Origin of the sequence: Pseudovibrio sp. M1P-2-3, from assembly GCF_031501865.1 — a bacterium.
GTDB classification, from domain to species: domain Bacteria; phylum Pseudomonadota; class Alphaproteobacteria; order Rhizobiales; family Stappiaceae; genus Pseudovibrio; species Pseudovibrio corallicola.
In genome coordinates this window covers 1,462,114-1,488,247 of record NZ_JARRCW010000001.1, presented here as the reverse complement: position 1 = coordinate 1,488,247, position 26,134 = coordinate 1,462,114, and the positions used below count along the sequence as shown (strand labels likewise).

The window sequence follows — 26,134 nt, the reverse complement described above, 5'->3', positions numbered from 1 at the left end:
GCTGTCAAATAAGGGATACCAAACGAAAAAAGGTGCCCCGAAGGACACCTTTTCCCAAAACTTCCAAAGAAGCTTCCCTGCGGTATTAGCGCTTGGAGAACTGGAAGGAACGACGAGCTTTACGGCGGCCGTACTTCTTACGTTCAACAACACGGCTATCGCGTGTGAGGAAGCCTTCTTTCTTCAGAACGCCGCGCAGCTCTGGCTCATAACGTGTAAGAGCCTTGGAGATGCCGTGACGTACTGCACCAGCCTGACCGGACAGACCACCACCTGCAACAGTTACAGTGATGTCGTACTGACCATCACGCTCTGTGAGCATGATTGGCTGACGAAGAACCAGCTGAAGAACTGGACGAGCGAAGTACTCGTTGAATTCTTTGCCGTTTACAACGATTTTACCGGTGCCTGGCTTAACCCATACGCGAGCGATAGCGTCTTTACGCTTACCTGTTGCGTAGGCGCGGCCCTGTGCGTCCAGCTTCTGAACGTGTACAGGAGCTTCCGGCTGTGCTGGGGCGATTGCGTCGCCCAGATCCTCTAGGGACTGAAGGTCGGACATTACTAACCCCTCTTAGCGTTTAGCGTTCTTAGCATTCATGCTCTTAACGTCTACCAATTCAGGAGACTGAGCTTCATGCTGATGTTCACCGGCTGCGTATACACGCAGGTTCTTCAGCTGCGTACGGCTGAGAGGACCACCTGGCATCATACGCTGAACCGCTTTTTCCAGAACGCGTTCTGGAAAACGACCTTCGATGATTGCACGAGCAGTACGCTCTTTAATACCGCCCGGGTAGCCTGTGTGCCAGTAGTACTTTTTGTTTTCGTACTTCTTGCCTGTCAGGACAACCTTGTCAGCATTGATCACGATAACATTGTCGCCATCGTCGATGTGTGGTGTGTAGGTCGGCTTGTGCTTGCCGCGCAGACGGTTTGCGATGAAAGCCGCAAGACGGCCAACCACAACACCTTCAGCGTCGATCAAGATCCACTTTTTCTCGACCTCTGCCACTTTGGTAGAGTGCGTTTTCATTATTCTGTACCGTTAATTGGACAGTTGGAATTAGGTTAGAAACAAACGCAAAGCAGAAACCTGCCAATTGCCTCTCGTCTCTTCGCAAGGGGTGATACGTGTTCTAGAGCCTCACGTCAAGAGCAAAAAAAATCACAAGTCTACAAAAAATCATTATATTTCAAATACTTACAAAATAGGTATCATATTACCACATAATATTTGTGTATGAGAGCTGTTTGGTGGACACTTCCAGCCCGCAAAACTGCTCATTTGCTTTTCAAAGTCGCCCCGACCCTTTCATTTACCAGATTACCCAGAAAAACACCTCCCGCACCTGAAGGTTCAAATTTTCACTTTCATCATAGAGCCGCATTAACCTGCGACACTATAACCAGTACTCCCGCATATCCTTTCGGTTGCAGCTCAACCAAAACTTGTGCAAATTTGAAAATGCGACAGATTTCAAAGCCCAAGGAGAAATCACATGGCCATGATGAAGGCAGCAGTCGTCCGTAAATTCGGAGAACCCTTAGACATATGCGAAGTTCCCGTTCCAGAGGTTAGTGAGGATTCAATCCTCGTAAAAATTGAGGCGACAGGCGTTTGTCATACAGATTTGCACGCAGCTCACGGCGACTGGCCGGTCAAACCAAGCCCGCCCTTTATTCCTGGCCATGAAGGTGTTGGGATCGTCGTGAAAGCGGGAAGCAGTGTCTCCAACGTGAAAGAAGGTGACAGGGTTGGTGTTCCGTGGCTCCATACGGCCTGCCGATGCTGCCATCATTGTGTAGGGGGCTGGGAAACCCTGTGCACCCACCAATCAAACACGGGTTACAGCGTGAATGGAAGCTTTGCCGAATATTCTCTGGCTGATCCCAATTTTGTCGCCCATATTCCAAACAAACTTGAATTTGCCCCTGCGGCCCCAATTTTGTGCGCGGGCGTCACCGTTTACAAAGCCTTGAAAGAAACGGAAGCCAAACCCGGACAGACTGTGGTTATCTCAGGCATTGGCGGCCTTGGCCACTTGGCAGTGCAATATGCGAAAGCTATGGGCATGCACGTGATTGCGGTGGACATTGCCGATGACAAGCTGTCCCTTGCCAAATCTCTTGGGGCTGACATGACCGTCAACGCCTTGAATGAAGACCCAATTCAAGCAGTGCAGGCAGGGGGCGGCGCTGAAGGCGTTCTTATTACCGCAGTGGCTGGGAAAGCATTTGAGCAAGGCGTGGGCATGCTCGCCCGTGGTGGCACCATGAGCCTTGTGGGCCTTCCCCCCGAGAACTTCCCTCTCTCTATCTTTGACCTTGTCTTGAACCGCAAAACGGTACGCGGCTCTATCGTTGGAACACGCAATGATCTTGCCGAATCCCTGCAACTCGCAGCAGAGGGCAAGGCAACTGCCCACTACACAACAGAGCCACTGGACAATATCAACGATATTTTTGACCGGATGATTAAGGGAAAAATCGACGGCCGTATTGTGATGGACCTGTAAATTATCCGCAGACCACAAACAAAACACCCGCTATGCCATGCAGCACTAGCGGGTGTTTTGTTGAAGTTCGAAACGGCCCCTAAGAGAAGTAGGTTCGAACCAACTCCACCTGTTGCATGGCCTCACTCATGTCGAACTCGAATATCATGAAGTCAATCGCGTAGCACAGGCCATAGTAACTCATGGCCCACCCCGCCAATCTGTAGTGTCTCATGGTCAAGGGCGTATCATGGGTGAGATAATAAAATCCCCGATGGCTGCGGCAAAAAACAATATTCAGAAGATTGTTCGCAAAAAGCAGATTTAAAAAGGCAACCGCGCAAAACACAAGCGGGATGCCAAGAAATGCTGTTTTTTCATAGAAAAGAAACTCTCGAAACATACCCATAAAGCGCGGCGTTTCCACCACATATAAATCCCAGAGCACCGGAATAAATAAAACCAGCAGGGCATTCACCGCCAGAAATACAACATAAACAAGGCTGACAACCACCGGCACAAAACGAAACGGAAAGATAAGACAGCCTAAAACAAAATCGGCCAAGCGCCTAAAAAACAATAGAACCTCCCAGATGCACTATTGCAAATTCCACCAATGAAGAATCCTTCTTCAGTTGCCAAAAGCTAAAAGTTAACGGACCACTCAACAAGCTAAAACTATGTGCTAGTAAGAAGTGCACCCAACTATTTTTATATTTAGAAACAAACTAGTAGACATGAACGACCGAATTCACTGAGAGCGGTTTTAGCAAAGGTAAAAGATGACAGATTCCTTAGCCCATACAGTGCAAATCCTGAGGGAAATCACGCAGGACATTCATCAGGTTCCGTTCATCTGCGAACGCCGAAACGGTGCCCTTTCCTACGCAGTGGACAGCCAGACAAACCAGCTGGATGTCTCTGCAACCGCCATGGCGCTGGACCACTTTCCAGCCCCCCTATCGCACTTACCCCGCCTAAGACGGCTTTTTCTGGGAGAAAACGCCTTCCAGAATATCCCCGAGGAGATCTGCCAGCTTTCCGGACTTAAAGAGCTTTACATCTATTCCAACCACCTCAAAACTCTTCCCCCCGCTTTAGGTGCTCTGTCGCAGCTCAAAATTCTGGATTTAAGCCATCAGCCATTGGAGAACGTCCCTGAGGAGCTTGGCAATCTGTCTAATCTGGAAACTCTATACTTGAGCGACACCAATATCACCCAGTTCCCGAAAGCACTTTCGGGCCTCAGATCACTCAGGTATCTCGGTCTAACTGACAACAAAATTTCCGAGCTGCCAGAGGCACTGGGGGAGCTTGTCCAGCTTCAGGAGTTACGCCTTTACAACAACAAGCTGACCCACCTTCCGGCAAGTCTTGGCAACCTCTCAGCTTTGAGAGAACTCTACCTTCGCGGAAATCCGCTTGAAGCACTCCCAAAAACCTTTGGGCAGCTGAAACAACTTGAGTTTGTGGACCTGCGCGGCACTTGTTTAACAAGCCTGCCCGCGTCGATTGGAGAACTGGGTGCCCTTGCTTATCTGGACTTGCGTGCGAACCCGTTGACAGAGCTTCCCGAAAGCCTTCAAAACCTCAAGAAGCTGCGCAAACTGGACTTGCGCTGGACACGAATTGGAAAAGAGCCCCCATGGTTCCAGACCCTGAGGGATCAAGGTACCTTGATCTACCTATAGCCACTTCAAACGATCAAGGGTCTTGGCGCAGTGAAACCTTATACCAAGCTGCATTATTTGGAACCTATAGGAAGCCACTTTCTAACTCAGATGGAACTGGACCCCGGATCAAATCCGGAGTGACATCCTTGTCTTTTTACAAGGTCATCCCGGCCAACGAGCCGGGATCCAGAAGGAACCCTATAAGTTCCTCTTATTACTGACTGGTCTTAGTCTACCGCGCGAACCACCAGAGCGGAATTCACCCCTCCAAAGCCAAAGGCGTTGCACAGGGCGTGGCCCAGTTTTTTCTCGCGGCCAAGCTCGGGCACAAAATCCAAATCCTCATTCTCAGGGTCTGGTTCAGAGAAATTCAAAGTCGCGGGGACTTTGCCTGTCATAACCGCAAGAGAGGTGAATATCGCCTCCACACTTCCGGCAGCTCCAAGCATATGGCCGGTTGCTGATTTAGTAGAAGAAATGGGAATTTCAGGCAGCAAATTATGGAATATGCTGCGCAGCGCAGCCACTTCCCCTTTGTCTCCAATCGGCGTGGATGTGGCATGGCCATTGACATAGTCAATTTGCGCTGGCTGGCATTGGGCATTCCTCAAGGCCCGTTCCATAGCAAGAGCCGCCCCTTCTCCGTTTTCAGGCCCTGCCGTGAGATGATAGGCGTCGGCGCTGGTGCCGTATCCTTGCAAAATCACCAGAGGTTTGGCCCCGCGGCGCTCCGCATGGGACAGTCTTTCAATTACCAACATCCCTGCCCCTTCAGAAAGGACAAATCCATTTCGTGAGCGGTCATAGGGACGCGAGGCGGCCTGTGGCCGTTCATTTTCCTTAGACAGTGCGCGAGCGGCGCTAAACCCTGCCAAAGCGAGCGGATCAATGCAAGATTCGGTGCCGCCGACCAAAGCAACATCAGCTTCGCCGCTATGAATCAGCCGCATTCCATCTCCAATTGCCTGCAAACCCGCAGCACAGGCGGTCACAGGAGAGCCAATTGGACCTCTAAATCCATAACGGATTGAAACATTCCCAGCCGCAAGATTTCCTAGAAATTGAGGCACAATAAATGGAGAAATGCGCCGCGGGCCTTTCTCGCTCAAGACTTTGACACCTTCCGTGATAACGGGCAGTCCACCAACCCCTGTCCCAATGACGGTAGCTGTCCTGTCTTTTTGCTCTTGCGATTGCGGCAGCCAGTTTGCGTGTTCCAAAGCCTCTTTTGCTGCAGCAAGGGCGAACGCGGTAAACTGGTCCATTTTCTTTTGATCTTTTACCGAGACCACCGCATCAAGATCGAGGCCATTTGCATGCTCACGGTGATCTGGAACATTACCCGCAATCTTTACAGGAATAGAAGCAAAGTCAGCGCGGGTTATAGGCCGTATCCCCGACTGGCCTTGCATCAGATTTTGCCAAACCGGCCAAACCCCGCACCCAAGCGGGGTTATCAAGCCCATGCCTGTAACGACTATTGGATCACTGTGCATCATCGTCTCCTTGTGTGCATACACAAAAAATCAAAAATCTTATAGTTTGCTAAGCTCCTGCAGGGCCTCCGGCATGTTGTTCCAAATCCGGTCTCCCAGTATTCCGCGCACTTGTACTTGAGCTTGCTCCCAAACCGGAAGTAAGTAAGTGAGCTTCTCCTGACCCAGCCTTGTAAGACGATAGGCCTTTGCTCCGCCTCGTCCGCCTACATCGCGTTCAACCAACTTCATTTTTTCTAAAAGGGCAGGATTTCGAGTAAGGCCTGACCTTTCATTGCCAAATGACTCAGCCAAGGCCGAAACCGACCTCGCTGCGTTGCGCGATTTGCCAAGCACACATTGGCCGGTTAAAAAGCTAAAATCAATAGTATCCATTGCTTTGAGTATATACACGACATAGAGTGACCCAGCCCATGCTGAGCCCTATATGACTAATTCACTGGGATTGCGGCGGGATGGAATAGGTTGCCGTCGCGTGGCCCACTAGATTCTCGCGAGCACCCTGCCAGATCTCGCAGTCAATCACCACAAGCCGTTTGCCCAGTTTCAATATTCTGGCCGCCGCAAACACCGCCCCCTTTTCCGCCTTACGCAGAAAGTTGATATTGAGGTTGGTTGTCACCGCCAGCGCCTGCGGGCCGATGTTGGAAAGAATCACCGTATAAGCTGCAAAGTCGGCCAGCGTCATCAGCGAAGGCCCAGAAACAGTCCCCCCCGGGCGCAGTTCATTCTCTCCTGCCTCCAGCCGAACCTTAGCCTCTCCCGGCCCCACGTCCTCAATAAAAAACACCCGTCCACCCGAGTGCATCTGCGGGAAAACCTGATCCAAAAACGCCGTCAACTCCTGCGCACCAAGCCTTACTTTCAAATTCATAAATCCCTCAATTTTACTAGCTTAATCAATAAAATATACATCAAAGGACAACTCCAAATTCAATCTCGCAAAAGCTTCCATTTGTTCTGGCCAAATTGTTGGTCCTCCAGTGCCCTTAGACCACCAAATACTATTAATCGACATTTCTATTCCTTGCTGCTGTTGCAATCTTCGAATCTCCTCTTCATGAGGGGACAATTCAGCAATTAACCAAGACATGTGGTCTCTCACATCCTTAGATTGAATGTGATTTTCAGACGACAAGAGCCAATAGGAATTAGGAGCTGTCCGTCTCCTGCCCAGAGAGTTTACAAAAGTGTCACCTTTCTGAACGCATTCACTGGGTTCTATTTTAAGGAACTCTGTAATTTGAGATGCCCTAGATTTCGTATATATTATGAACTTTGAGTAGGTATCGTAGCAACTTTCGTACTTGCAATCGATCAGGGTCAGGCGTGACTTAAACTTGCTCTTAGTGTCCCACGACTCCAAGCTAGAGACTCCCTTTAGTAATCAATAGATAATTATTGACACGCATAAGTATATAGCAAAACAACACTAACGCAAAAGAGGTAGTAAAGTCTATCGGGGATACTCAGACTTCTAGCTGTGGCTTCACCCACAAAGGCGGTTGCACTTTGCCTGCCTCCAGCGCAAATATGCACCAAAATATTTCTTTAAAGGATACCCTGCCATGAGCGACAGCCAGCAGCAAAAAACGCCCCTTTCCACGTTGATCCATAATGGCGTCATGCGCATTGTTATGCGCCAGCCAGAAACCATGAATGCCCTTTCCCGAGCCATGATGTTGGCTCTTGATAATGCGCTGGATGAGGCTGCCAGAGACTCCGAAGTGAAGGTTGTTCTTCTTGGCGGCGAAGGCAAAGTGTTTTGCGCAGGCCATGACCTGAAAGAGCTGACAGCAGCCCGTGCGAATGAGGATGGCGGCAAGCAGTTCTATGAGGAAACATTCAAAGCATGTGCACAGCTCATGCAAAAGATTGTCACCCTGCCCAAACCCGTTATTGCAGTGGTGACAGGTGTTGCAACAGCCGCCGGCTGCCAGCTGGTCGCCTCGTGCGATCTGGCCCTTTCCACGGACACTGCAACCTTCTGCACACCGGGCGTCAACATCGGCCTGTTCTGCTCCACTCCCATGGTTGCCCTGTCCCGCAACGTTTCGCGCAAACAAGCCATGGAAATGCTACTGACCGGCGAGAGCATAGATGCTTCCACCGCCAAGGAGTTCGGCCTTATCAACCGCATCATTCCATCCGATTATCTGGAAACTGTCGTTCAAAAATACGCCGAAACAATCGCGGCAAAGTCCGCTCACACGATCAAGATCGGCAAGGAAGCCTTCTATAAGCAGCTGGATATGCCATTGAATGAGGCATACAACTACGCTTCCAAGGTTATGTGCGAGAATATGCTTGCAAACGACGCCGAAGAAGGCATCAATGCTTTCTTGCAAAAGCGCACACCAGAGTGGAAAGACGCATAAACCAAAAGGCTTGACTAATGAATGCTGCCCAAGATCACTACAGCGATACCCTGATTACCGAGGCTTTGAAAACAGCAAAAACAATCGCCTTGGTGGGCGCTAGTCCAAAACCGGAACGCCCTAGCTATCGGGTCATGCAGTTCCTGCTGGACAAGGGCCACAGGGTCATCCCCGTAAACCCCGGTTTGGAGGGAAAGCAGATCTTGGGCCAAACCGTCTACGCCTCCCTCTCCCAGATAAAAGAGAGGGTGCATATGGTAGACATCTTCCGAAATTCAGAGGCTGCGGGGGCTGTCACCGATGAGGCCTTAACCCTCTCCCCTCTCCCCCTCACCATCTGGATGCAACTGGACGTGATCAACGAAGAGGCTGCAAACCGCGCAACCGAAAAAGGCCTCACCCCCATCATGAACCGCTGCCCGAAGATTGAATATGAGAGGTTGGGACTGTAGCCCCACCCATATCTGAGTGTTACCATATGATTAAGAGCAAAAGGCTATTGCACTGCAGGCCCTTTGTTCTTCATTTTATAGAAACTAACACGATAGTTCATAGTTGATGCCCAACCATTGAGGCTAAATCAGCAATAGCTTCTGGATTTATGTTGCGACTCCAGTTCTCTCGCCCCATAGTTGCCACGCAAGTTTAAACAGACAGGGTTGATCTCCAATAAAACTTTCTATGGATTGGATGTTGATCAATTAAATGCATTTGAGAGAGAAATCATGAGCGAGCAGACCAAAGGTTTTGATACTCTGGCAATTCATGCAGGGGCGCAGCCGGACCCGACGACGGGGGCGCGGGCCACTCCTATTTATCAGACAACCTCTTTTGTCTTTAATGACGTGGATCATGCAGCCTCCCTGTTCGGGTTAGAGGCCTTTGGCAATATCTATACCCGCATCACCAATCCAACCACGGCGGTTTTGGAAGAGCGGGTCAACGCGCTGGATGGTGGCAGCGGTGCAGTTGCTGTGGCCTCGGGTCATGCGGCCCAGCTTGTGGCCTTTCATGCTCTCATGCAGTCCGGCTGCAATATTGTAGCCTCCAAGAAGCTCTACGGCGGCTCCATTAACCAGCTCAATCATTCGTTCAAAAGCTTCGGGTGGGAAGTGAAGTGGGCAGAAGACATTGGCGCGGACAGCTTCGCAAAAGCCATTGACGAAAATACACGGGCGGTCTTCATTGAGTCCATCGCCAACCCCGGCGGAGTGATGATGGATATCGAGGCCATTGCGGAGGTGGCCCATGACGCAGGCCTTCCCCTGCTGGTAGACAACACCATGGCAACCCCGTATCTGTGCCAGCCGCTCAAGCATGGTGCGGATATTGTGCTTTACTCCCTGACCAAGTTTATGGCCGGACATGGCAACTCCATGGGCGGAGCCATTGTAGATGGTGGAAGTTTTGACTGGTCGGCAAGCGGAAACTATCCGCTTCTTTCCCAGCCTCGCCCAGAATACAACGGTATGGTGCTGCACCAGACTTTTGGACCCATGGCTTTTGCCATCTGCTGCCGCGTACTGGGGCTACGGGACCTTGGCCCCGCCATCTCGCCGCAAAATTCCTTTAATATTCTCACGGGCATTGAAACTTTGGCCCTGCGCATGCAGCGCCACTGCGATAACGCCTTGAAGCTGGCGCAATATCTGGAAGACCATAAGGCCGTTGACTGGGTGTCGTATGCAGGCCTTGAAAGCGATCCCTATCACGCTCTCCAGAAGGTCTATTGCCCTAAAGGGGCTGGCGGCGTGTTCACATTTGGTTTGAAGGGGGGATATGACGCAGGCATTTCCTTGGTGAAGAATCTGCAGCTCTTCTCCCATCTGGCAAATATTGGCGATACAAGAAGCCTTGTAATTCATCCAGCCTCTACCACCCACCGCCAGCTTTCCGACGAGCAAAAGACGGCGGCTGGCGCTGGCCCTGATGTGGTTCGGGTATCAGTTGGCATTGAGGGTATCGACGACATCATCGCCGATATGGAACAAGCGCTGGCCAAAGGCGTTTAGAGCGGACCGCCAAAAAGTGGATACCGGTTTTCGGCGATCCACGCCTAAACAATAGCTTCAAGCAGTGAGCTGTTTCAATAAAACGCCTCACTGCTTTAGAGAGCATTCCGTTTGACTGGGTTCAATCAAACGACGAGAATTCGCTCAAAATAAATAAGTTAGAGTGCACAGCGTGAATGTGAATGAACGCGATGTGCTCTAAAACCCCGTTGACAGTGGAAGCAGAGGCCTCTCACGCCTCTTTTTTTTGCGGGGATAGTGCTGCAAAGCTCGGTGCTTTTGCACCGCGCAGCAATACAAGTTGATCAACGCACAGGGCCAGCAGCACGACAGCAAAGCCCTGATGGAGCAAAGCCCGATCAAGAGGCACATGCCCCAGAAGCGTCACCACGCCCAAAGCCACCTGAACAATCCCAGCTATTGCAATCCAATGGGCATTTTTGCGCAGGTCTAAGTTTCCCGTTCCGCGCATTACCCGATAACTTTGAAAGGCAATCAGTCCGGTCAAAACATAAGCTGTAACCCGATGCTGGAACTGAACTGTCATGACATTTTCAGTAAAGTTCAACCACCACGGAGACATCGCCAGTAGTCCTGAAGGAACCACCTGTCCGTCCATCAACGGCCATGTGTTGAAAGTAAGTCCCGCATTCAGGCCTGCCACCAGTGCCCCCATAAACAGCTGGAGGAACAACAGCAGTAAAATGGCCCAGCTCATGCGGGTAAAGGCGTCGCTATTCACATCTCCTGTGATCTTCTCCCCTCTCGCAGTCCATTTTAACAGGCGCGCCAGATAAAACAGATAGGCAAACAAAATCAGAGCGATACTCAAGTGCACAGCCAGACGGTACTGGCTCACATCCACACGTTCCGCCAGGCCGGAAGACACCATCCACCAGCCGATGAGGCCCTGCAGCCCGCCAAGAGCCAGTGCAAACACAAGGCGCGGTTTGATCCATGGCTGCAAGCGCCCGCGCACCCAAAACCACACAAGCGGAATAAAGAAAAACAACCCAATGGTGCGCCCCAACAAGCGGTGCGCCCACTCCCACCAGAAAATGGTCTTAAACTCCTCAAGGCTCATGCCCAGATTCATCTGTTTGTACTGGGGAATCTGCTTATATTTTTCAAAGTCCTCCAGCCATTGCATATGGGTGAGTGGTGGAATCACCCCGTGAACAGGCTTCCATTCGGTAATTGAAAGGCCGGAATCGGTAAGGCGCGTAGCCCCACCCACGACAACCATGCCAAAAATCAAAAGGCATATAAAATAGAGCCAGATACGTACAGATCTGCCGTTTTCAAGCCCTGTACCCTGCCCGTTCCCACTGTGGATTGCTCGAATCATAACTCATTTTCTGTCGACAAACTTTAACGAACTATATATGCGATCAAAACGAATGGAATAGGCAGTTTGTCTGGAAAGACCTGTCACAAGTCGCTCACGCGTCCACTCCTTCTGGGGTTACCACAGGAAGGATATAGCTGGAGCCCGGCTCGCAAAGCAGGTTTCAGGCAGGAATTTAGAGCCTCTCGAACAGGGGCGTTTTTGCGAATAAGGAATACCCATGTCATCCAGCTTGCGCCGCTTTATCGGAATGGTCGCTCTCGTCGCATTCGTTATTATCTACTGCTTCATTGCCATGGTGATCGGCGATATGACAATGGGACAGCAGCATTGGGCCGTTCAATTTTCCTACTTTGCCATTGCCGGTCTGATCTGGGTTCTGCCCGCGGCCGGAATCATCAAGTGGATGTATAAGACGAGCGACTAAAGGCGGCGCTTGCATTCAATAAACCATCTCCATTGGGGCCTGCTCTTTGTAAAATTCGGAATAGTCCTCAACAGGCGGCACAAAAGGCGGGCGCGGTGCAATTAGTCTTTGCGCCCAAGAGGCGGCCTTATAGATGGGAAATGCATGGCCGCTCACATATAATTCCACCATCTCCGCGCTTTGGTAATCTCCATTCAAGGAGACTCTGGGCAGGTACATGGGCTGTTTTAAGTTTTTCCTGCCAAGCGTAGAAGGCTGAGTGGTCACCGCCGCACTCAGACCCAGTTCCTCGAGTTCTCCCCCAATTACTTTAGATGCAGCCAGACGCCCCCCATAGGGGAATGCAAAGTGTCTGGGTGTCAGGCCAAGCTTTTCCTGCATCCGCTCCATCCCGGCAGCGACCTCCAAACGGGCTTGAGAGGCCTGCAAACGGCCAACGGCAAAGTGATTGGCGCTATGAGCGCCCAGAGTGATAAGCGGGCTTCGGGACAGCTCTTGCAGCTCTTCCCACCCCATAACAAGTGTTTTGCAAAGGCTGGTAGAGTTAACTCCATAGGTTTCACAGGCTTTCCGAATGGCCAGCCGCTGTTGGCGTTCACTGACCTCATTCATCAAATGATAGTGGGCCATTTTAAAGGCCCTGTGCTTTTCCTCTAAGCTCTGTGTTGGAAACACCAGCCTCCCCCCGTCAAAGGAGAGTTCCACCTGTTCGTTTTCACGAATAATCCGCTCCAGCACTGTCCACCACATGTCTGCGGTTCCATCAACAAGACCGCTGCAAATGAAAATCGTTGCAGGAACGCGGTGAGCCTTCAAAATAGGGTACGCAAAAATTTTATTGTCGCGGTAGCCATCATCAAAGGTAAACACAGCAAACGGACGCTCTCCAGCCCTTCGCTTTCGTCCAAGCCTAAAAAGCGCTTCTTCCAGCGAAATAAGGTCCATTCCCATTGCTCGCAGTTGAACAATGGTTCCCTCCAAAAACGCCGGTGTCACTTCCAGCCCTCTATTAGGTTGAAAAGTATGCCGCATTTCTGGCCGCACGTGGTGTAAGGTGAAGATGACGCCTCTGCCGCCGGTGATGGGCCGCATCAGTTTTCCGAGCCACTTTTTCGATAGTTTGGAAGCCCCCACCTTGATAAGCGACTCTCTTATGTTCATTGGCACTCGCGAATCTCATAGAACTACCTAAAGTAAGCCTAGGGGAAAAACATCAGGGTTTGCACCACATATTTTCTAAGGTCTGGCTGTCATTGTTTACTTGAGGGGGCTTTATGTCCGTTGCATACAAAAACAACACCGCATCTCAAAGCCAGCTCAAGCCCCCATTGCACCTCACCACCCACCACTGTCTGGATACGCCCCAACTGGAAGAAATCTGGCAAGCATTGGAGCCACATGGGGCAGGTTCACCCTATAGCCGCAGGGCATGGTGTACGGCGTGGTTTCATGCTCTAGCCAAACACACCAAGGCCCGCCCTTTCCTCGTGACTGGCTCTGTTCAAGGGCAGCCGGTTTTTATTCTTTGCCTGTGCATCTACCACTCCGCCTTTGGTAAAGCCGCCAGATGGGCAGGTGACACTCTAGGCAACCAGAATACCGGGTTATGGGACCTTGACTATTTAGGGAGCTTGACTGAGAGCCTGCGTGCCCCCTTGCAAGACCACCTTCACGACGAAGGCATTGACACGCTTCAACTGGTCAATACACCAGCCTCAATTGGCACAGTCCCAAACCCGCTCTTTAACTCGCAAGATCAGCAAAGCCCCAATGCCGTTTACCCTTTTAAATTAGGCGCGGAGCCTGAAAAGTTTATCGTCTCCAAAAGGTCCAGTTCATCACGGCAGAAGCTGCGCGGCAAACGGCGTAAACTGGAGGCGATTGCTCCGCTTATTGCCAAGCGCCTCACCACACTGCCGGAGCAACAAGACCTCGTAAACCAGTTTATTAAGCAGCGGTTTGAGCGTGAAAAACTGACAGGAATTCCCGCAGGGTTCACAAAAAAAAGTCATGCTGAATTTCTTCATGCCCTCGTTCGAAACCTTCATACTCAAAGCTGCGGCGTCCAGCCTGCACTCTTTGCCCTATTACATGGAAATCAGGTTTTAGCCACGTATATTGGAATGGAGGCCAATGGGTGCTTTTATTGCTACTCCCTGTCTGTCACCTCCGGTCCTTACCTGCGCTTATCTCCGGGCGAACATCTGGCAACTGCTGTTATTGAGGATCTGTGCCAGAGGGGCATGACAGCCTTCGATTACGGCTTGGGAGAGGAGGCCTATAAGCTGGCATGGGCGGAGCCTGAATTTTTGAGAGACTGGATAGAGCCTCTCTCCAAGCGCGGCGCACTTCACTGCCTTGTTATGAAACAGCATCTCAAGCTGAAAACCGCCCTAAGGGCCAACAAGCGGTTTTGGCAGGCCTACCGCGCCCTTAGAAAATACAGCAAGGCCTTGTCAGCCCGTTTAGAACGCGTTCCGTTTGATTGAAACAGCTCACTGCTTTAACCTATTGTTTGGGCGCGTATCCTTAACCGAAAACCGGCATCTACTTTTCGGGGATACGTTTTAGAGCGCGTTCCGTTTGATTGGGTTCAATCAAACGACAAGAATTCGCTCAAAATAAATAAGTTAGAGTGCACAGCGTGAATGCGAATGAACGCGATGTGCTTTAATCACGTCACGCTGCCCGTTCGATACCATAGTAGGCAGCCACATCCCCGCCTGGAATGCATTCCACTTCCACCGGTGCACCACTGTGTTTTTCCAAAATATCTAGAGCCCGATCCAGCTCCGGCCCCGTGGGCGAGCCGTCGGTGGCCACAATAACCCGATCCGCTTCGCTCACCATCTGAGCGCAAATCAGGCTTGGTTCAATTAACCCTAAATCTGCAATAATAATATCGTAGGTTTCATCCAGCGCATCCATAATAAGGCCGTACCGCCCCTCTTCAATGGCATGCTCGTAAATGGGCAAGTTACCCGTTTCAATAATGTGTGCCCGCGAAGCATAGTCACGCTGGATCACATTGGAAAATGCAGCGCTTCCTTCCAGCAACTCGGAAAAGCCGGGGTAACTGTCGAGGGGATGCACGGGAGAAGTATCAGCGCGGACACCGGTGCCCGAAGCTCTCACTTCCAAAAATAGTGGTACAGTGCCTTTTTCGGCAAGTTTACGGGCACACGACAAGGCAACCTGTTGGGACAGATTTTCACTATCGACACTTAAAACAACAACCCGCTGCACCTGTTCTGTCAAAACTTCGTCATACCCAGCGCCAACAGAAACCGGATCATGAATATATCCAGTGGCAGGCTCCTCGGCAAAATGGGGAGGATCTTTTGCCAAACCGGGCTCCGAAAGCGAAGTCTCAGGAGCTGTATCGGTCGGCGTTTGTAACCCATCTGCTTCCGGGGACTGCTGGGGAGCCGGTGCGCTTTGGTGCTCATACGCCGTGCCCTCTTCCTGCGCCTGCGAGCGCAAACGATCAGCGACCAGCATATCCGCTGCATTTTGCAATCCCGCCACAGAAAGCGCGTCCACCACTTGCGGGTGAGGAACAGTGTAGCTTTCCTTTTGAAGGGCGAGCCCACTTGTCAAGCTGCGTGTTGTTACCCCCACAAGACCCAGAAAGAAGCAGGCAAAGGCTGACAGGGCCCCAAGCGCAAGCGGATGAGGGCCAGAGGGTTCAATGGGCACAGATGCCCTTGAAATCACTCGCGACTCAGCATTCAAGATCCCTGCACTTCGCAGTATCTCCGCTTCACGCAGATTGGTCATCAGCGTTTCAAGTTGCCGTGTTTTGGCTGCGGCATCGCGCTCCAGCTCCTGAAGGCGGACCGTATCAGTTCCCGCTTGGGCAGCATCTTGTTTCAGCCGTTCAAGACGTGCGCCCAAATCTTCAACCCGCTGCTGCGCCATCGTGGCATCATTTTCCAGCCCCAGCATAATCTTTCGAGCTTCACTTCTGATCTGCTGTTCATAACCGTTCAGCTGCGAGCGCAAAGCCTTTATTTGCGGGTGGCTGGCCAGCAACGTGGTAGACAGTTCCGCAATCCGTGTCTTCAGCTCAATCTGCCGCTCACGCAGTCGCTGAATCAGAGGAGAGCTCAAAACCTCACTGGCCGTTTCCAGCGAGCCACCGTTTTTTAAAAGACCGGCAATCATCTGGGCACGCGCTTCAGTGTCCAGCTGCTGTACCTGCGCGCTGGAAAGACGGGAATTCAGCTCACTCAGTTGCTGCTGGCTCAATGTCTGGGTAGGGCTGCCCAGCAACAGGTTGGCACTGGCCCGAAATTCCTCGATCTTGCGTTCAGCAAGCTCCACTTCCCTTTGCAGCCGCGCTACTTGGGGCGACAAAGCTTCAGCAGCGGTATTACTTGCAGTTTCCTTGGCTATATTTTGGAGGGAGCGATATTCCCCTACCACTTTGTTCGCAACCCGCGCTGACAGGGAGGGTGATTGGGAGGTAAAATTCACCGAGATTACCCGCGAGTCATCCACGCGGTAAACCTCAAGGTCTTCTATGAGTTTCTTAAGCGCCTTTTGCTCATCGGAAACCGCATTGCTGCGCTGTGCAATTCCAAGTGACGCCAGTGCTTTTTCAAAAAGACCGGGGCGACTGGCCTCCAAAAACTCTTCGGAAGTATCCAGCGAAAGGTCCTGCACCACACGGCGCGCCAAATCGCGGGAGCGCAGCAACTGGACCTGACTGGCAACCCCCTGTCCATCCAGCAATGCCCGCTCGCTCTCGCTCCCCCTGTCCTGCCCCATATACGAGAAACTGGAGGTATCAATCAGCACTCTTGATTCACTGGTGAACACAGGCGGGCTGCGATAGGCGAGCGTAAACACTCCGGCGCCCACAATCACACAGAGCGGCAAGAGCCAAAGGCACGATTTTAAAAGTTGGCGAAATAAAACACCAAGGTCAAGAAAGACATCTTCCTGCGGCACAGACGAACCCTTAACGCAGCGCATATTAAAACTAACTGGTTATAATCTACTATTATAGTAACCAATCAGTTAAACATAAACGATAAAATACTATGATAATTTTACTATTATTTTCTAAGAGTAGACTTTCCAGCCCTTCAATCTAGTAGTTATTTTTATTTAATTAATATTAACAAAGTTCAGCCAAAGATCTCCTAGTTTTAATTGAGGGGAAAAAATGAAGCTGCGATTCCTTGCGATCCTTTGCATTTCCTTGTGGATCTGCGGGTGCAACACCTATGAAAAGCCACCGGCAGCTTTTCATGGTGTCTTGGTGCAGCCTTATAAGCTGGAGGCCAGTGACCAAATTCGGATCACGGTTTATGGTCAAAGCGATCTCACCAACACCTATATGGTGGATCAAGACGGCAATATCTTCTTCCCCCTCATCGGGCAGGTTCCCGCCAAAGGTCACACGCAAGCCCAGCTCGCCGCGCTCATTACACGCAAGCTCAAAGCCGGCTATATCCGCGAGCCCGACGTTTCCGTTGAAGTTGCCCAATACAGGCCTATCTTCGTTATGGGAGAAGTTTCCAGCAGCGGGCAATATCCTTTCATTGCGGGCATGACGGCACAAAACGCCATAGCCACCGCAGGCGGTTTCACAAGTCGTGCCAACCAGCGTGATATTGACATCACCCGCCAGATCGACGGCAAAATATTCAGCGCTCGAACCCTCATCACCGACCCGCTGCGTCCGGGAGACACCATCTACGTACGAGAGCGGTTTTTCTAGTGCACTTCCAACTGCAGCTTAATACTATTTAAAAACAGGAAATTAAGCTCTCAACTCCTCTTATTTTTGCTGATACCAGCACAAGTGAAAACCATTTACAATGGGAGTTCATTCATGCACATTTGCCACTTAACTAATTGAAATACTAAATATATTAGCCGTTAACTATATATTTAATAGAATTTTATTTATCCTTAACCTTCCCCGCAAGTGGGTGTAGTTTCCATACTATGCAGCTTTTCCATGTATTTTTTTGGGAAGCGGCGATACGTTGGGGATCATCGACAATGCAGTATCCGCCTTTAAAGATATTCCACTGTGTGCGCTCGCCTTCGGGTGGCATTTTGCGCCACCTAGAAGACTTGGCGGACCAGCAAGCAGCCGCAGGCCATGAGGTGGGGATCATCTGCGATCACCCTGCCGGTGGCTCCTATGATGAAGAGCGCCTGTCCCACCTTCAAAAACATCTGGCATTGGGTCTGCACCGCCTCCCCATTGGCCGCGAACCTTCGCCTGCTGATATCATGTGTGTTCTGCGCACCCGCGTCATCTTAAGTCGCTCACAAGCACAGGTGGTGCATGGGCACGGGGCCAAGGGAGGCATGCTGGCCCGTTTCGGCGCTGCCATGTGGCCACGCGCACGCCCTGCCCCCCTGCGGATTTACAGCACTCATGGGGGCAGCCTTCACTTTTCACAAAACACCTCCCAAGGAAAACTATATCTGCAACTGGAACGGTGGCAGGAGCGGCATAGCGACGGGCTGTTGTTTGTGTGCGAGCAGGAACGGCGCAGCTACCTAGAAAAAATAGGCCCGCCAGCCTGCAAAAACCGTGTTGTCCACAACGGCCTTCGCGATGAGGATTTCATATCCGTGCCCTGCCAACAGGCCGCAACAGACTTCTTGTATATAGGCGAACTTCGGGATTTGAAGGGCGTAGACCTGTTGCTTCACGCACTTAAAATCACAAGTGAGAAAACCGGATCCCCCCTAACCCTGACGATTGTCGGCGATGGGCCGGACAAAGAAAAGTATTTAACGCTTTGCCATCGGTTGGAGCTAAATGGACAGGTGAATTTTACGGGTCACCTCCCCATAAAACGGGCGCTCACACATGGCCGCATTGCCGTGGTCCCATCACGACAGGAAGCCTTTCCCTATATCGTTCTGGAAATGCTGGCAGCGGGTAAGCCCCTTCTGGCAACGGACAGCGGCGGCATACGTGAAATTTTCAGCAGTACGCCCTACACCTTGATGGAGCCTTACTCCCTGCCATCTCTTGCAGTGAGCATGGAAAAGGCTTTACAGCCCGGATATTTTTCTCCCCACCAAATCGCAAAGCTTACGTCCCTAGTCAAAAACCGGTTTAGCGCCCGGCACATGGCCCAGCAGATCACCGAGTTTTACGGGGTGTGTTTTGAAAATATAAAAGTCAGAAACACGTCTCCCCAAAACATAAAAAACCCACAGTGCCTCGAACCAAGTGCAACCCCCATCGACAACAAAAGCCTTAGCCGGACAATTGATGACCAGAGCAGCACCATATTCTCCAAGTTCCTTAACTCCACACGAAACCAGCGGCAGCACCAAAGCAAATGAACAAACAGATGGAGTAAAAGTATCCGGCGCACTTTCACAGGACGCTCTGGATCTGGCCGCCAACCTTGCAACCAAGACCATATCACGGAAGGTCCTGTTTGGGGCCTTGCGCGCTATAGATGCGCTTCTGGTCTTTCTGGCGGGATATTGCGTTTTTCTGCTTGGCCCCTTCCCCACTCCAGCTGGAAGCTGGCAGTTTTTACTGCCTCTGGCCGCAGCAACGCTCACCGTAGTCATGTTTCAATTCATCGAGCTCTACCAAATCCATCTGCTGCAAACCCGAGCCCATCAGTTTTTTAACCTACAGGTGGCGTGGGGCATGATCATCACCATCTTGACCGTTTTCATCACCCTTGTTCACGGGGTCGACGCCATTCCAAGAGAAGCCCTGCTGCACTGGTATATAAGCGCGGCAATCATTCTCACCCTTTCCCGCTATTTCTGGAGTTTCCCCATAAACCAATGGGTCAGGCAAGGGCGTCTCATCCGCCGCGCTGTCATCGTTGGGGGGGGGACATCTGCTGCCAACCTCATCAATGAACTTGAAAAACGCGAGACTTTGGATATCTCCATCTGCGGAATTTTTGATGATCGGGGCGCGCACCGCTCGCCAGATGTGGTGCAAGGCTACCCAAAGCTGGGAACAATCTCCGGCCTCATCAAGTTCGCCCGTATTGCCCGCATTGACATGCTGCTTGTAACCATTCCAATTCGCGCGGAAAAACGCATTGTCGAACTTCTGGAGCACCTTTGGGTTCTGCCCGTGGATATCCGCCTGTCGGCCCACTACGACAAACTGGGCTTGCGCGGAAAAGCCTCGTCCTTTGAGGGTACTGTCCCGTTTATTGATGTGTTGGAACGCCCCATTACGGATTGGAACGCGATCAGCAAAAGACTGTTCGATGTTGTGCTGGCTTCCCTGTCGCTACTCGTGTTGTGGCCCATTTTTCTCCTCATTGCCCTTGCCATAAAGCTGGAAACTCCTGGCCCCGTTTTCTTTCGGCAAAAGCGGTATGGCTTTAATAACGAGCTGATCAATATCCTGAAGTTTCGCAGCATGTACCACCATACCAGTGATCCCTCGGCCTCACGACTGGTGGTGCGGGGCGACAAGCGGGTTACAAAAATCGGAGCCTTTTTGCGCAAAACATCGTTGGATGAGCTCCCTCAACTTCTCAATGTCATCAGTGGCGATTTATCGCTGGTGGGGCCGCGCCCCCACGCCCTTGCCGCGCAGGCCGACAACCGGCTCTATGAGCATGTGGTGGATGGTTACTTTGCCCGCCACAAGGTGAAACCGGGCATCACCGGCTGGGCTCAGATCAACGGATGGCGCGGGGAAACCGACACGAAGGAGAAAATCCAGAACAGGGTCGAATGTGACATTTTCTATATCGAGAACTGGTCTTTGTTTTTTGATCTTGTAATTCTTTTCAAAACCCCATTCCACCTGTTCAACACCAACAACGCCTACTAGCTTGATGGGTACGCCTGTTTCCAATACCCGAGCGCCGCTTCGCATCCCGCTTGTCACCCGTCTGCCTGTCAAGGTTTCACGCGCCGCTCTTGCAGCCGGAGCCTTAACGTTGACAATGGCAGTAAGCGGCGCTGCCATGTTTGAACCCTCTCCCTATGAGTACATGGTGCTTGTACTTCTGGGTTTTGCCTGTCTCTTTGGCCTGTCGCTCCACAGGGGGCTTGCACCCCTTCTCGCCTTGCTCGCCCTTTATAACCTTGGCGGAATTTTGGTGTTTGCCAGCTCCCCCATAAACACACAGAGCCTGCAATTTGCTGCCAGCAGTCTGTTTATGGCTCTTTCCGCCATACTCATTGCAGCACTCCTTGCCGAAAACCCGCAGCGCTTTTCCTCGCTTGAGAGGGGCTATGTCTTTGCAGCTGTTTTATCTTCAACTCTTGGGGCGGTTGGCTATTTCGATCTGTTCTCCGGCGCATTTGACAGCCTCACCCTTTACGGGCGCGCCAAAGCCTTGTTTAAAGACCCCAATGTCTACGGCCCGTTTCTTATCGTTCCCTGCCTTCTGCTCACATATGATGTGCTCACAAAGCCCTTGGGACGCTCAATGTTTCGAGCCCTCTTGCTTCTCCTGCTGGTTCTTGGTGTTTTTCTGAGCTTTTCACGCGCTGCATGGGGCGCTTTTCTGGGTGCCAGTGCCCTCCTGTTCTTGATCGTCTATATCAACGAGATGCGCCAGATTTACCGGATCCGCCTGCTGTGCATGCTGGCTCTTGGTTTTATTCTTCTCGTACTGGCCCTTGTCAGCGCGCTGTCGCTGGAGCCCGTATCTGCCATGTTTTTCGAGCGCGCGCGCTTGGTGCAAGACTATGACAGCGCCCGTCTTGGCCGCTTCGCCCGTCACCTTTTGGGTTTTTTCCACATCACCGAGTACCCTTTGGGCATAGGCCCGGGCACCTTCGGCAAGCTTTTCACGGAGGACGAGCATAACGTCTACCTGAAAGGTTTCACAACCTACGGCTGGCTGGGCGGTTTATCCTACACCTCTCTCGTTCTGCTGACCCTGCTGAAAGCCACACCCTTGATCTTCAAACCCAGACCTTGGCAAAAATACACCGTGTGCTTCTTCTGCGCCTTTGTTTTGCATAGCCTGCTCGGGTTTATCATCGATACAGACCATTGGCGGCACTTTTTCCTGATCCTTGCCGGCCTGTGGGCTGTGATCGCAATGGAACAAAAAACTGTAATATCTGAGGAATTATCCACTAGGACCATTGCCCCACCCGTTCTTCGGTCTTGATCCAGCCAAAAGAAACAGGTAGGAAGAACCCACTTGACGGGGCAGCAGTCTTCAGGCAACTGCATAAACACCCCGAATATGGAGGCCACTACCACACCTCACATATTCAACAGTCGGGCAGTAGCGCAGCCTGGTAGCGCACTTCACTGGGGGTGAAGGGGTCGTCGGTTCAAATCCGGCCTGCCCGACCAATAACTTCAAAGACTTATAGTCTTGAGCCTTTATACTGAAACATATCCAGCTGCCTTGAAGTAATTCCAACACTCTTGGGGTGTGAACAGATCGCATATGTCACCCAGAGCCTTTATCAAGGTCTCAAAGGTTCTGGCTTTCATTCTGCGTAGGTGTGCTTTGAGCTTGGAAAACGCCATTTCGATAGGATTGAGATCAGGAGAATAGGGCGGCAGAAAAAGGAACCAACACCCGCTTTGTCTGAGGGCCCTTGCGGCTTCTGGAACTTTGTGTGTGGACAGGTTATCCAGAATGACCACCGTTTTAGGGTGCAAGCATGGAGCCAGTTGTGTCGTGATATAAGTGGTGAATGCCTTGCCATTCATGGCCCCGTCCAGAACCCAGGGCGCAATGAGTCCCTCGTGGGTCAAACCGGCGATAAAGGTCTGGTTCTGCCAGCGTCCAAACGGCGCTGTGTCAAGGGCTCGTTCCCCTTTAAAGGCTCGGCCTCGCAGCCGGGTTAAATTCGTTTTAACACTGGTTTCATCGAGAAACACCAGTCTCTCAGGCAGATCACGCATTATAGGCTGACGGGTGTGGCGCCATTCATCTCTGGCATTTTGTACATGGAGTTTGCCACGCTCGGTTGCCACCAACGATTTTTTTTATAGGTGTAGCCAAGACGGCGCAAAGCCTTGGAGACGGAAGTATGGTGAACCCTCACTCCCTCAGCCATGAAAAGTGCATCACATAACTCCATCAACGTGATATCTCCGTCTTGATTGACCAGCTCGCGCAAGAAGGAGAGGTAGGGCTCCAATTTTCCGCCTCCCTTTGGGCGCCCTGTCCTGACCGGGATTAAACTCTGCCCCTCCCGAACTTTACGGGCCAAGCGAGATCCTGATGCTGGAGAGATCAGCAGGCGGCGTGCTGCTTCACGCCCGCTCATCCCGGATAAAATGAGCCTTTTAAAGCGAAGGCGTAAATCAAGTGAAAGTGGCCGGCCCATGTGATCTCCTCCCTAAAAGGAGTGAATCACAAATCAACCTGATTGGGAATCCCCAATCGATTCAGCGTTGCGCCTCATTGCTTTAGCTGAAAAAGTAAAGTCACTTCTCGGGACATTTATCCCTATTGAGCTCTTCCGCCTTTCCTGTTCTATCTTGCGCGTAGCATCTCCCTTTTCACTCTTTGTGGCATAATTGAGAGTTACTCTTGTAGCGCGTCATTTTGGGTACCCGTTTTGCTGGTGCCCTTGAGCACCTCCCCTCCCACTCAATGTAGCTTTGGCCCGTGCATTTTCATTCTCTGAAAGCTTCTTCTCCCCCTAGGGTTTTATGGGGCTTGTCGATTATGGTTAATTATTTTTAAATATGGATATTTCACTGAGGGGAGATTGTTCGATGCCGTTCCCACCTAGAACTGCCGCAACAGACGCATTTATTCGGGCTATCCATAATCATTTGACCACCACCGGCGCTCCTTCAGGGGGAACCAACCGCATGATGATTTCAGCAGTTACTGCAGGTGGTACGGCTAGCTTACCCTCCAGAGTATTTATTGGTTTTTCTGGCGGCGTCGCGGGTGGCACAGTAAGGGCAGTCGTGACTACCATGAACACAGTACCATTGTTCACCGCAACTCGGACGACGATATTGCCTTTTAGTGGCGAAGGGCAACTTGTCGCCCCACTGGGAGGACCTGTACCTATCCAGCTGGGGCATTATCAAGTAGCACATAACCGGCGCTGCTCTGAACCTCGTGCACTACTTGAAGCTGCCCGATCAGGGCTGCGTATTAATGGCATGTCTACGATGTATTGGGGGAACAATCAAAATCCGTACCCTCACCCATCGGGCGGCATACCGAACGGAGTAAACGGGTTCACAATCTTCGCGCGCCCCTGCGATATCTGCTCATTAAATGATGATTGGCTAATGACACGTGTAAACTCTTCAAGAGACACAGCCCGAGGCCTGCCCAGACGTTCAGTGGAAGCCCCCTTATAAACGCCGCGTCTTATTTAACGAGCACCGCAAAAAAGAGAGGTAATACCAAGCTACATTATTTGGAACCTATCGAAAATAGCTTTCTAACTCAGATGGAACTGGACCGATGGATCAAGTCCGGGGAGACATCCTTGCCTGTTTACGAGGTCATTCCGGCCAACGAGCCGGGATCTGGAAGAAACTCTATTGGTTCCTCTTATTGCTGACTGGTATAAAGCTCCAGTGCACGTCTCCCCTCGGCCGCCGCGTAGTATCTCGCCAACTCAGACCAGTTTCGGTGAGTTTTTGAAAACGAAGACGTAAATCCAGCAACAGTGCTGGCCTCATGTGACACCCTCTTCAAAAGAAGTGAACCACAAAGCAATCTGATTGAGAATCCCCATGCGCTTCAATGTTCCAGCCGAATTTTTTAGTGAGAATTAGCATTGAGAGGGATATTCGTCCCTTTTAACAAAACTGGCAGACCCCGCCCAGTTCGAGCAGGGTTTTGTCTTGCGATCTAAAGCTACCAAGTGTGTCCAACATAAAGTCAAAGGGCCTTGGGGTCTAAATCATGTACTGTAAAAATAACCTTGCCTGATCAGCAAGAGCCATCGGTCAGTATCAATGTACGGGCTTTTGTGTCAGCCTTATTTTCATCATCCAGCTGCTTGATGGCATCTTGAACAATGTCAAAATCGCTTTTGCCTGTTGTTTCATCTTTCTCGGGCGTGAAACCCTTTTTTTGCAAAAGCTTCATCAGATCCGGAAACTTGATTTCGCAGTTACTGGCACGCAATTCAGTGACGAGAAGGGATTTCATCTCCTCAACATTCACCTGATCCTTGGCAACCGCGCTGGAAGCTGCCACCAAGAGAACCCCGAGCGCAATGGAAAGTTTTTTCATAAAATTATTCCTAATTGATATTATCTTTCATCAAATCTTCTATCAGTAATGAATAATTTCCTCATGAGCCAATCTGCACTTCCCACAGCTAATGCGTAATACTGCGGAACCCGACCACCACAAGCGACTTGATCGCCCCGTCCGCCACAAATTTCCAGTCAAAGGTGATACCTGACCAGCCCACATAAAACAGCTAGGACACAAGAGAGCTCACAAGCTGAAAATCCGGTCAATTCAAACCGGAACAGAGTAAGCCCCTACCCCAGTAAGCTTAAACTATTCTGTTCACCTGCCCCATGCGCACTTTGTCTGCATGGAGTTCCGCTATTCCCTTCAAGTCCCCATTACACATTTACAACAAGCAGGGAGTTTGTTCGGGGTAAAGGGGCCAACACCGCTGGTTTCAAAAGCAAGATGCCCGTAGAGGATAAGTAAAAACGGCAGGGCATTTCTATCCAAATTCAGGGAGCTTTAAGCTCTCACTAAAAGTCCAGAGTTTTCTTGATACATTGATAGCGGTCACGGTGAGCGATGACTGCATTGGCTTTTATGGGCGTGCGGTCCAGTTTTTTGCAAACATCATTCGCAAAATCAAATGACTCCACAGGGTCATTGGTATCGGCCTCGACAAAAATTAGGTCCTCATCGCCCTTATAGGTTGCACAGCCGGAAAGAAGAGCGAGGGCACACAGTAATCCTAGATATTTCATGGAATCCAACACCTTTCGAGCTTCCAATCAATCCTTCGGAGATCGCGCTTGAATGTGAAAACACTCAAATATTTCAACGGGCTTCCTACGGGATTAATGCCATAGGTAGATCTAAGTGATTCCCACAAGCAAAAATAACAGGTACTTGCAAATGGAAAGACAATCCATGAATACCTATAAATAGTAATCCTCATACTAAGAAGTGAACTCTATAATTCATAATATAGGTTCTTGACTTACACAGTTATAACACAATCAATGGCAATTAAACTGCATAATTATGTTGATTTTTTAGATGAGAATCTTTAGCGTGAAAAGGTGGAGACGAAAGCCTCCACCTTAGTCTTGTTATAGGCTCAAAAAGGCTCGGATGCGGATCACCAATCTCAACTGGGCCTTTCTTGTGTTCAGTTTTACCCGAAG

26 protein-coding genes and 1 tRNA gene are annotated in these 26,134 nt (G+C 50.9%); 14 read left to right on the top strand and 13 right to left on the bottom strand.

All coding sequences use genetic code 11. From position 1 onward, the window contains the following. Positions 1-85: 85 nt before the first annotated feature. Together rpsI and rplM are read right to left on the bottom strand one after the other, a co-directional pair. Positions 86-562, bottom strand: a complete 477-nt coding sequence (gene rpsI, locus P6574_RS06740) for a 30S ribosomal protein S9 (protein ID WP_310619598.1) — start codon at positions 560-562, stop codon at positions 86-88. A 12-nt stretch (positions 563-574) separates the two neighbouring features. Next, positions 575-1,036: a 50S ribosomal protein L13 gene (gene rplM / locus P6574_RS06735; RefSeq protein WP_310619597.1), complete on the bottom strand. Its 462-nt coding sequence runs from the start codon at positions 1,034-1,036 to the stop codon at positions 575-577. Between the two features lie 466 nt (positions 1,037-1,502). Between rplM and adhP the strand changes: the two genes are divergently transcribed. After that, positions 1,503-2,519: an alcohol dehydrogenase AdhP gene (adhP, locus tag P6574_RS06730; RefSeq protein WP_310619596.1), complete on the top strand. Its 1,017-nt coding sequence runs from the start codon at positions 1,503-1,505 to the stop codon at positions 2,517-2,519. Between the two features lie 79 nt (positions 2,520-2,598). Here the strand turns inward: adhP and P6574_RS06725 are convergent, their stop codons facing one another. Next, entirely contained in the window at positions 2,599-3,063 is a 465-nt protein-coding gene (locus P6574_RS06725) for a hypothetical protein (protein ID WP_310619595.1), read from the bottom strand. 217 nt (positions 3,064-3,280) lie between these two features. On the opposite strand from P6574_RS06725, the gene P6574_RS06720 reads away from it, so the two are divergent. Then, positions 3,281-4,189: a leucine-rich repeat domain-containing protein gene (locus P6574_RS06720; RefSeq protein WP_310619594.1), complete on the top strand. Its 909-nt coding sequence runs from the start codon at positions 3,281-3,283 to the stop codon at positions 4,187-4,189. 209 nt (positions 4,190-4,398) lie between these two features. On the opposite strand, the gene fabF is transcribed toward P6574_RS06720, so the two are convergent. The 4 genes from fabF to P6574_RS06700 form a co-directional block, all read right to left on the bottom strand. Then, the gene (gene fabF / locus P6574_RS06715; protein ID WP_405048076.1) at positions 4,399-5,667 is read right to left on the bottom strand and encodes a beta-ketoacyl-ACP synthase II; all 1,269 of its coding nucleotides are present in this window, start codon (positions 5,665-5,667) and stop codon (positions 4,399-4,401) included. A gap of 39 nt (positions 5,668-5,706) precedes the next feature. Beyond that, complete coding sequence (locus P6574_RS06710) at positions 5,707-5,898, bottom strand: hypothetical protein (protein WP_310619592.1); 192 nt, start codon at positions 5,896-5,898, stop codon at positions 5,707-5,709. Between the two features lie 205 nt (positions 5,899-6,103). Beyond that, entirely contained in the window at positions 6,104-6,541 is a 438-nt protein-coding gene (locus tag P6574_RS06705) for a PaaI family thioesterase (protein WP_310619591.1), read from the bottom strand. Positions 6,542-6,562: 21 nt separating this feature from the next. After that, complete coding sequence (locus P6574_RS06700; protein WP_310619590.1) at positions 6,563-7,033, bottom strand: DUF4279 domain-containing protein; 471 nt, start codon at positions 7,031-7,033, stop codon at positions 6,563-6,565. A gap of 202 nt (positions 7,034-7,235) precedes the next feature. Here P6574_RS06700 and P6574_RS06695 point away from each other — a divergent pair, with 202 nt between their 5' ends. From P6574_RS06695 to P6574_RS06685, 3 genes are all read left to right on the top strand, one after another. After that, positions 7,236-8,045: an enoyl-CoA hydratase gene (locus P6574_RS06695; RefSeq protein ID WP_310619589.1), complete on the top strand. Its 810-nt coding sequence runs from the start codon at positions 7,236-7,238 to the stop codon at positions 8,043-8,045. Positions 8,046-8,062: 17 nt separating this feature from the next. After that, on the top strand, positions 8,063-8,497 hold the full coding sequence (locus tag P6574_RS06690) for a CoA-binding protein (RefSeq protein ID WP_310619588.1): 435 nt from the start codon (positions 8,063-8,065) through the stop codon (positions 8,495-8,497). Between the two features lie 273 nt (positions 8,498-8,770). Further along, positions 8,771-10,057, top strand: a complete 1,287-nt coding sequence (locus P6574_RS06685; RefSeq protein ID WP_310619587.1) for an O-acetylhomoserine aminocarboxypropyltransferase — start codon at positions 8,771-8,773, stop codon at positions 10,055-10,057. Between the two features lie 232 nt (positions 10,058-10,289). Here the strand turns inward: P6574_RS06685 and P6574_RS06680 are convergent, their stop codons facing one another. Next, on the bottom strand, positions 10,290-11,405 hold the full coding sequence (locus P6574_RS06680) for a COX15/CtaA family protein (RefSeq protein ID WP_310619586.1): 1,116 nt from the start codon (positions 11,403-11,405) through the stop codon (positions 10,290-10,292). A gap of 220 nt (positions 11,406-11,625) precedes the next feature. On the opposite strand from P6574_RS06680, the gene P6574_RS06675 reads away from it, so the two are divergent. Next, complete coding sequence (locus P6574_RS06675) at positions 11,626-11,832, top strand: DUF2842 domain-containing protein (protein WP_310619585.1); 207 nt, start codon at positions 11,626-11,628, stop codon at positions 11,830-11,832. Between the two features lie 15 nt (positions 11,833-11,847). Here P6574_RS06675 and P6574_RS06670 read toward each other — a convergent pair whose 3' ends face one another. Further along, a complete protein-coding gene (locus P6574_RS06670) occupies positions 11,848-12,993 on the bottom strand; it encodes a polysaccharide deacetylase family protein (RefSeq protein WP_310619584.1) in 1,146 nt (381 codons plus the stop codon). 113 nt (positions 12,994-13,106) lie between these two features. Here P6574_RS06670 and P6574_RS06665 point away from each other — a divergent pair, with 113 nt between their 5' ends. After that, positions 13,107-14,321, top strand: coding sequence for a GNAT family N-acetyltransferase (locus P6574_RS06665; protein ID WP_310619583.1), 1,215 nt, complete (start codon positions 13,107-13,109; stop codon positions 14,319-14,321). A gap of 190 nt (positions 14,322-14,511) precedes the next feature. On the opposite strand, the gene P6574_RS06660 is transcribed toward P6574_RS06665, so the two are convergent. Beyond that, positions 14,512-16,788, bottom strand: coding sequence for an exopolysaccharide transport family protein (locus tag P6574_RS06660; protein WP_310619582.1), 2,277 nt, complete (start codon positions 16,786-16,788; stop codon positions 14,512-14,514). Positions 16,789-17,005: 217 nt separating this feature from the next. On the opposite strand from P6574_RS06660, the gene P6574_RS06655 reads away from it, so the two are divergent. From P6574_RS06655 to P6574_RS06635, 5 genes are all read left to right on the top strand, one after another. After that, positions 17,006-17,563, top strand: coding sequence for a polysaccharide biosynthesis/export family protein (locus P6574_RS06655; protein WP_310619581.1), 558 nt, complete (start codon positions 17,006-17,008; stop codon positions 17,561-17,563). 287 nt (positions 17,564-17,850) lie between these two features. After that, complete coding sequence (locus P6574_RS06650; RefSeq protein WP_310619580.1) at positions 17,851-19,161, top strand: glycosyltransferase; 1,311 nt, start codon at positions 17,851-17,853, stop codon at positions 19,159-19,161. Then, entirely contained in the window at positions 19,088-20,638 is a 1,551-nt protein-coding gene (locus P6574_RS06645; protein WP_310619579.1) for an undecaprenyl-phosphate glucose phosphotransferase, read from the top strand. Before P6574_RS06650 ends, P6574_RS06645 begins: the two co-directional genes overlap by 74 nt. A 4-nt stretch (positions 20,639-20,642) precedes the next feature. After that, positions 20,643-21,935 (top strand): O-antigen ligase family protein, encoded by a 1,293-nt coding sequence (locus P6574_RS06640; RefSeq protein WP_310619578.1) that lies wholly within the window; start codon positions 20,643-20,645, stop codon positions 21,933-21,935. Between the two features lie 114 nt (positions 21,936-22,049). Next, positions 22,050-22,126, top strand: a tRNA-Pro gene (locus P6574_RS06635). 30 nt (positions 22,127-22,156) lie between these two features. On the opposite strand, the gene P6574_RS06630 is transcribed toward P6574_RS06635, so the two are convergent. Continuing rightward, positions 22,157-23,115 (bottom strand): IS630 family transposase gene (locus P6574_RS06630; protein WP_310619020.1). Its coding sequence is split into 2 segments (ribosomal slippage): positions 22,157-22,771 and positions 22,774-23,115, totalling 957 coding nucleotides; the frame shifts between segments, so codons are not numbered across the junction. A gap of 394 nt (positions 23,116-23,509) precedes the next feature. Between P6574_RS06630 and P6574_RS06625 the strand changes: the two genes are divergently transcribed. Both P6574_RS06625 and P6574_RS06620 read left to right on the top strand, forming a co-directional pair. Continuing rightward, complete coding sequence (locus tag P6574_RS06625) at positions 23,510-24,115, top strand: hypothetical protein (RefSeq protein WP_310619577.1); 606 nt, start codon at positions 23,510-23,512, stop codon at positions 24,113-24,115. A 59-nt stretch (positions 24,116-24,174) separates the two neighbouring features. Next, the gene (locus P6574_RS06620) at positions 24,175-24,321 is read left to right on the top strand and encodes a hypothetical protein (protein WP_310619576.1); all 147 of its coding nucleotides are present in this window, start codon (positions 24,175-24,177) and stop codon (positions 24,319-24,321) included. 374 nt (positions 24,322-24,695) lie between these two features. Here the strand turns inward: P6574_RS06620 and P6574_RS06615 are convergent, their stop codons facing one another. Beyond that, complete coding sequence (locus tag P6574_RS06615) at positions 24,696-25,001, bottom strand: hypothetical protein (RefSeq protein WP_310619575.1); 306 nt, start codon at positions 24,999-25,001, stop codon at positions 24,696-24,698. Positions 25,002-25,483: 482 nt separating this feature from the next. Next, positions 25,484-25,711 carry a hypothetical protein gene (locus P6574_RS06610; protein WP_310619574.1) on the bottom strand — a complete coding sequence of 76 codons (228 nt, stop codon included), beginning with the start codon at positions 25,709-25,711 and terminating at the stop codon, positions 25,484-25,486. Positions 25,712-26,134 lie beyond the last annotated feature (423 nt).

Excerpts from the sequence above, each read along its gene's own strand:
- P6574_RS06655 (WP_310619581.1), top strand. The coding sequence starts at position 17,006 with ATGAAGCTGCGATTCCTTGCGATCCTTTGCATTTCCTTGTGGATCTGC.
- P6574_RS06670 (WP_310619584.1), bottom strand. The coding sequence starts at position 12,993 with ATGAACATAAGAGAGTCGCTTATCAAGGTGGGGGCTTCCAAACTATCG.
- P6574_RS06695 (WP_310619589.1), top strand. The coding sequence starts at position 7,236 with ATGAGCGACAGCCAGCAGCAAAAAACGCCCCTTTCCACGTTGATCCAT.
- P6574_RS06615 (WP_310619575.1), bottom strand. The coding sequence starts at position 25,001 with ATGAAAAAACTTTCCATTGCGCTCGGGGTTCTCTTGGTGGCAGCTTCC.
- P6574_RS06675 (WP_310619585.1), top strand. The coding sequence starts at position 11,626 with ATGTCATCCAGCTTGCGCCGCTTTATCGGAATGGTCGCTCTCGTCGCA.
- rpsI (WP_310619598.1), bottom strand. The coding sequence starts at position 562 with ATGTCCGACCTTCAGTCCCTAGAGGATCTGGGCGACGCAATCGCCCCA.
- adhP (WP_310619596.1), top strand. The coding sequence starts at position 1,503 with ATGGCCATGATGAAGGCAGCAGTCGTCCGTAAATTCGGAGAACCCTTA.
- P6574_RS06645 (WP_310619579.1), top strand. The coding sequence starts at position 19,088 with ATGACCAGAGCAGCACCATATTCTCCAAGTTCCTTAACTCCACACGAA.
- P6574_RS06665 (WP_310619583.1), top strand. The coding sequence starts at position 13,107 with ATGTCCGTTGCATACAAAAACAACACCGCATCTCAAAGCCAGCTCAAG.
- P6574_RS06610 (WP_310619574.1), bottom strand. The coding sequence starts at position 25,711 with ATGAAATATCTAGGATTACTGTGTGCCCTCGCTCTTCTTTCCGGCTGT.
- P6574_RS06680 (WP_310619586.1), bottom strand. The coding sequence starts at position 11,405 with ATGATTCGAGCAATCCACAGTGGGAACGGGCAGGGTACAGGGCTTGAA.
- P6574_RS06685 (WP_310619587.1), top strand. The coding sequence starts at position 8,771 with ATGAGCGAGCAGACCAAAGGTTTTGATACTCTGGCAATTCATGCAGGG.
- P6574_RS06640 (WP_310619578.1), top strand. The coding sequence starts at position 20,643 with ATGGGTACGCCTGTTTCCAATACCCGAGCGCCGCTTCGCATCCCGCTT.
- fabF (WP_405048076.1), bottom strand. The coding sequence starts at position 5,667 with ATGCACAGTGATCCAATAGTCGTTACAGGCATGGGCTTGATAACCCCG.
- rplM (WP_310619597.1), bottom strand. The coding sequence starts at position 1,036 with ATGAAAACGCACTCTACCAAAGTGGCAGAGGTCGAGAAAAAGTGGATC.
- P6574_RS06720 (WP_310619594.1), top strand. The coding sequence starts at position 3,281 with ATGACAGATTCCTTAGCCCATACAGTGCAAATCCTGAGGGAAATCACG.
- P6574_RS06705 (WP_310619591.1), bottom strand. The coding sequence starts at position 6,541 with ATGAATTTGAAAGTAAGGCTTGGTGCGCAGGAGTTGACGGCGTTTTTG.
- P6574_RS06710 (WP_310619592.1), bottom strand. The coding sequence starts at position 5,898 with ATGAAGTTGGTTGAACGCGATGTAGGCGGACGAGGCGGAGCAAAGGCC.
- P6574_RS06625 (WP_310619577.1), top strand. The coding sequence starts at position 23,510 with ATGCCGTTCCCACCTAGAACTGCCGCAACAGACGCATTTATTCGGGCT.
- P6574_RS06690 (WP_310619588.1), top strand. The coding sequence starts at position 8,063 with ATGAATGCTGCCCAAGATCACTACAGCGATACCCTGATTACCGAGGCT.
- P6574_RS06650 (WP_310619580.1), top strand. The coding sequence starts at position 17,851 with ATGCAGTATCCGCCTTTAAAGATATTCCACTGTGTGCGCTCGCCTTCG.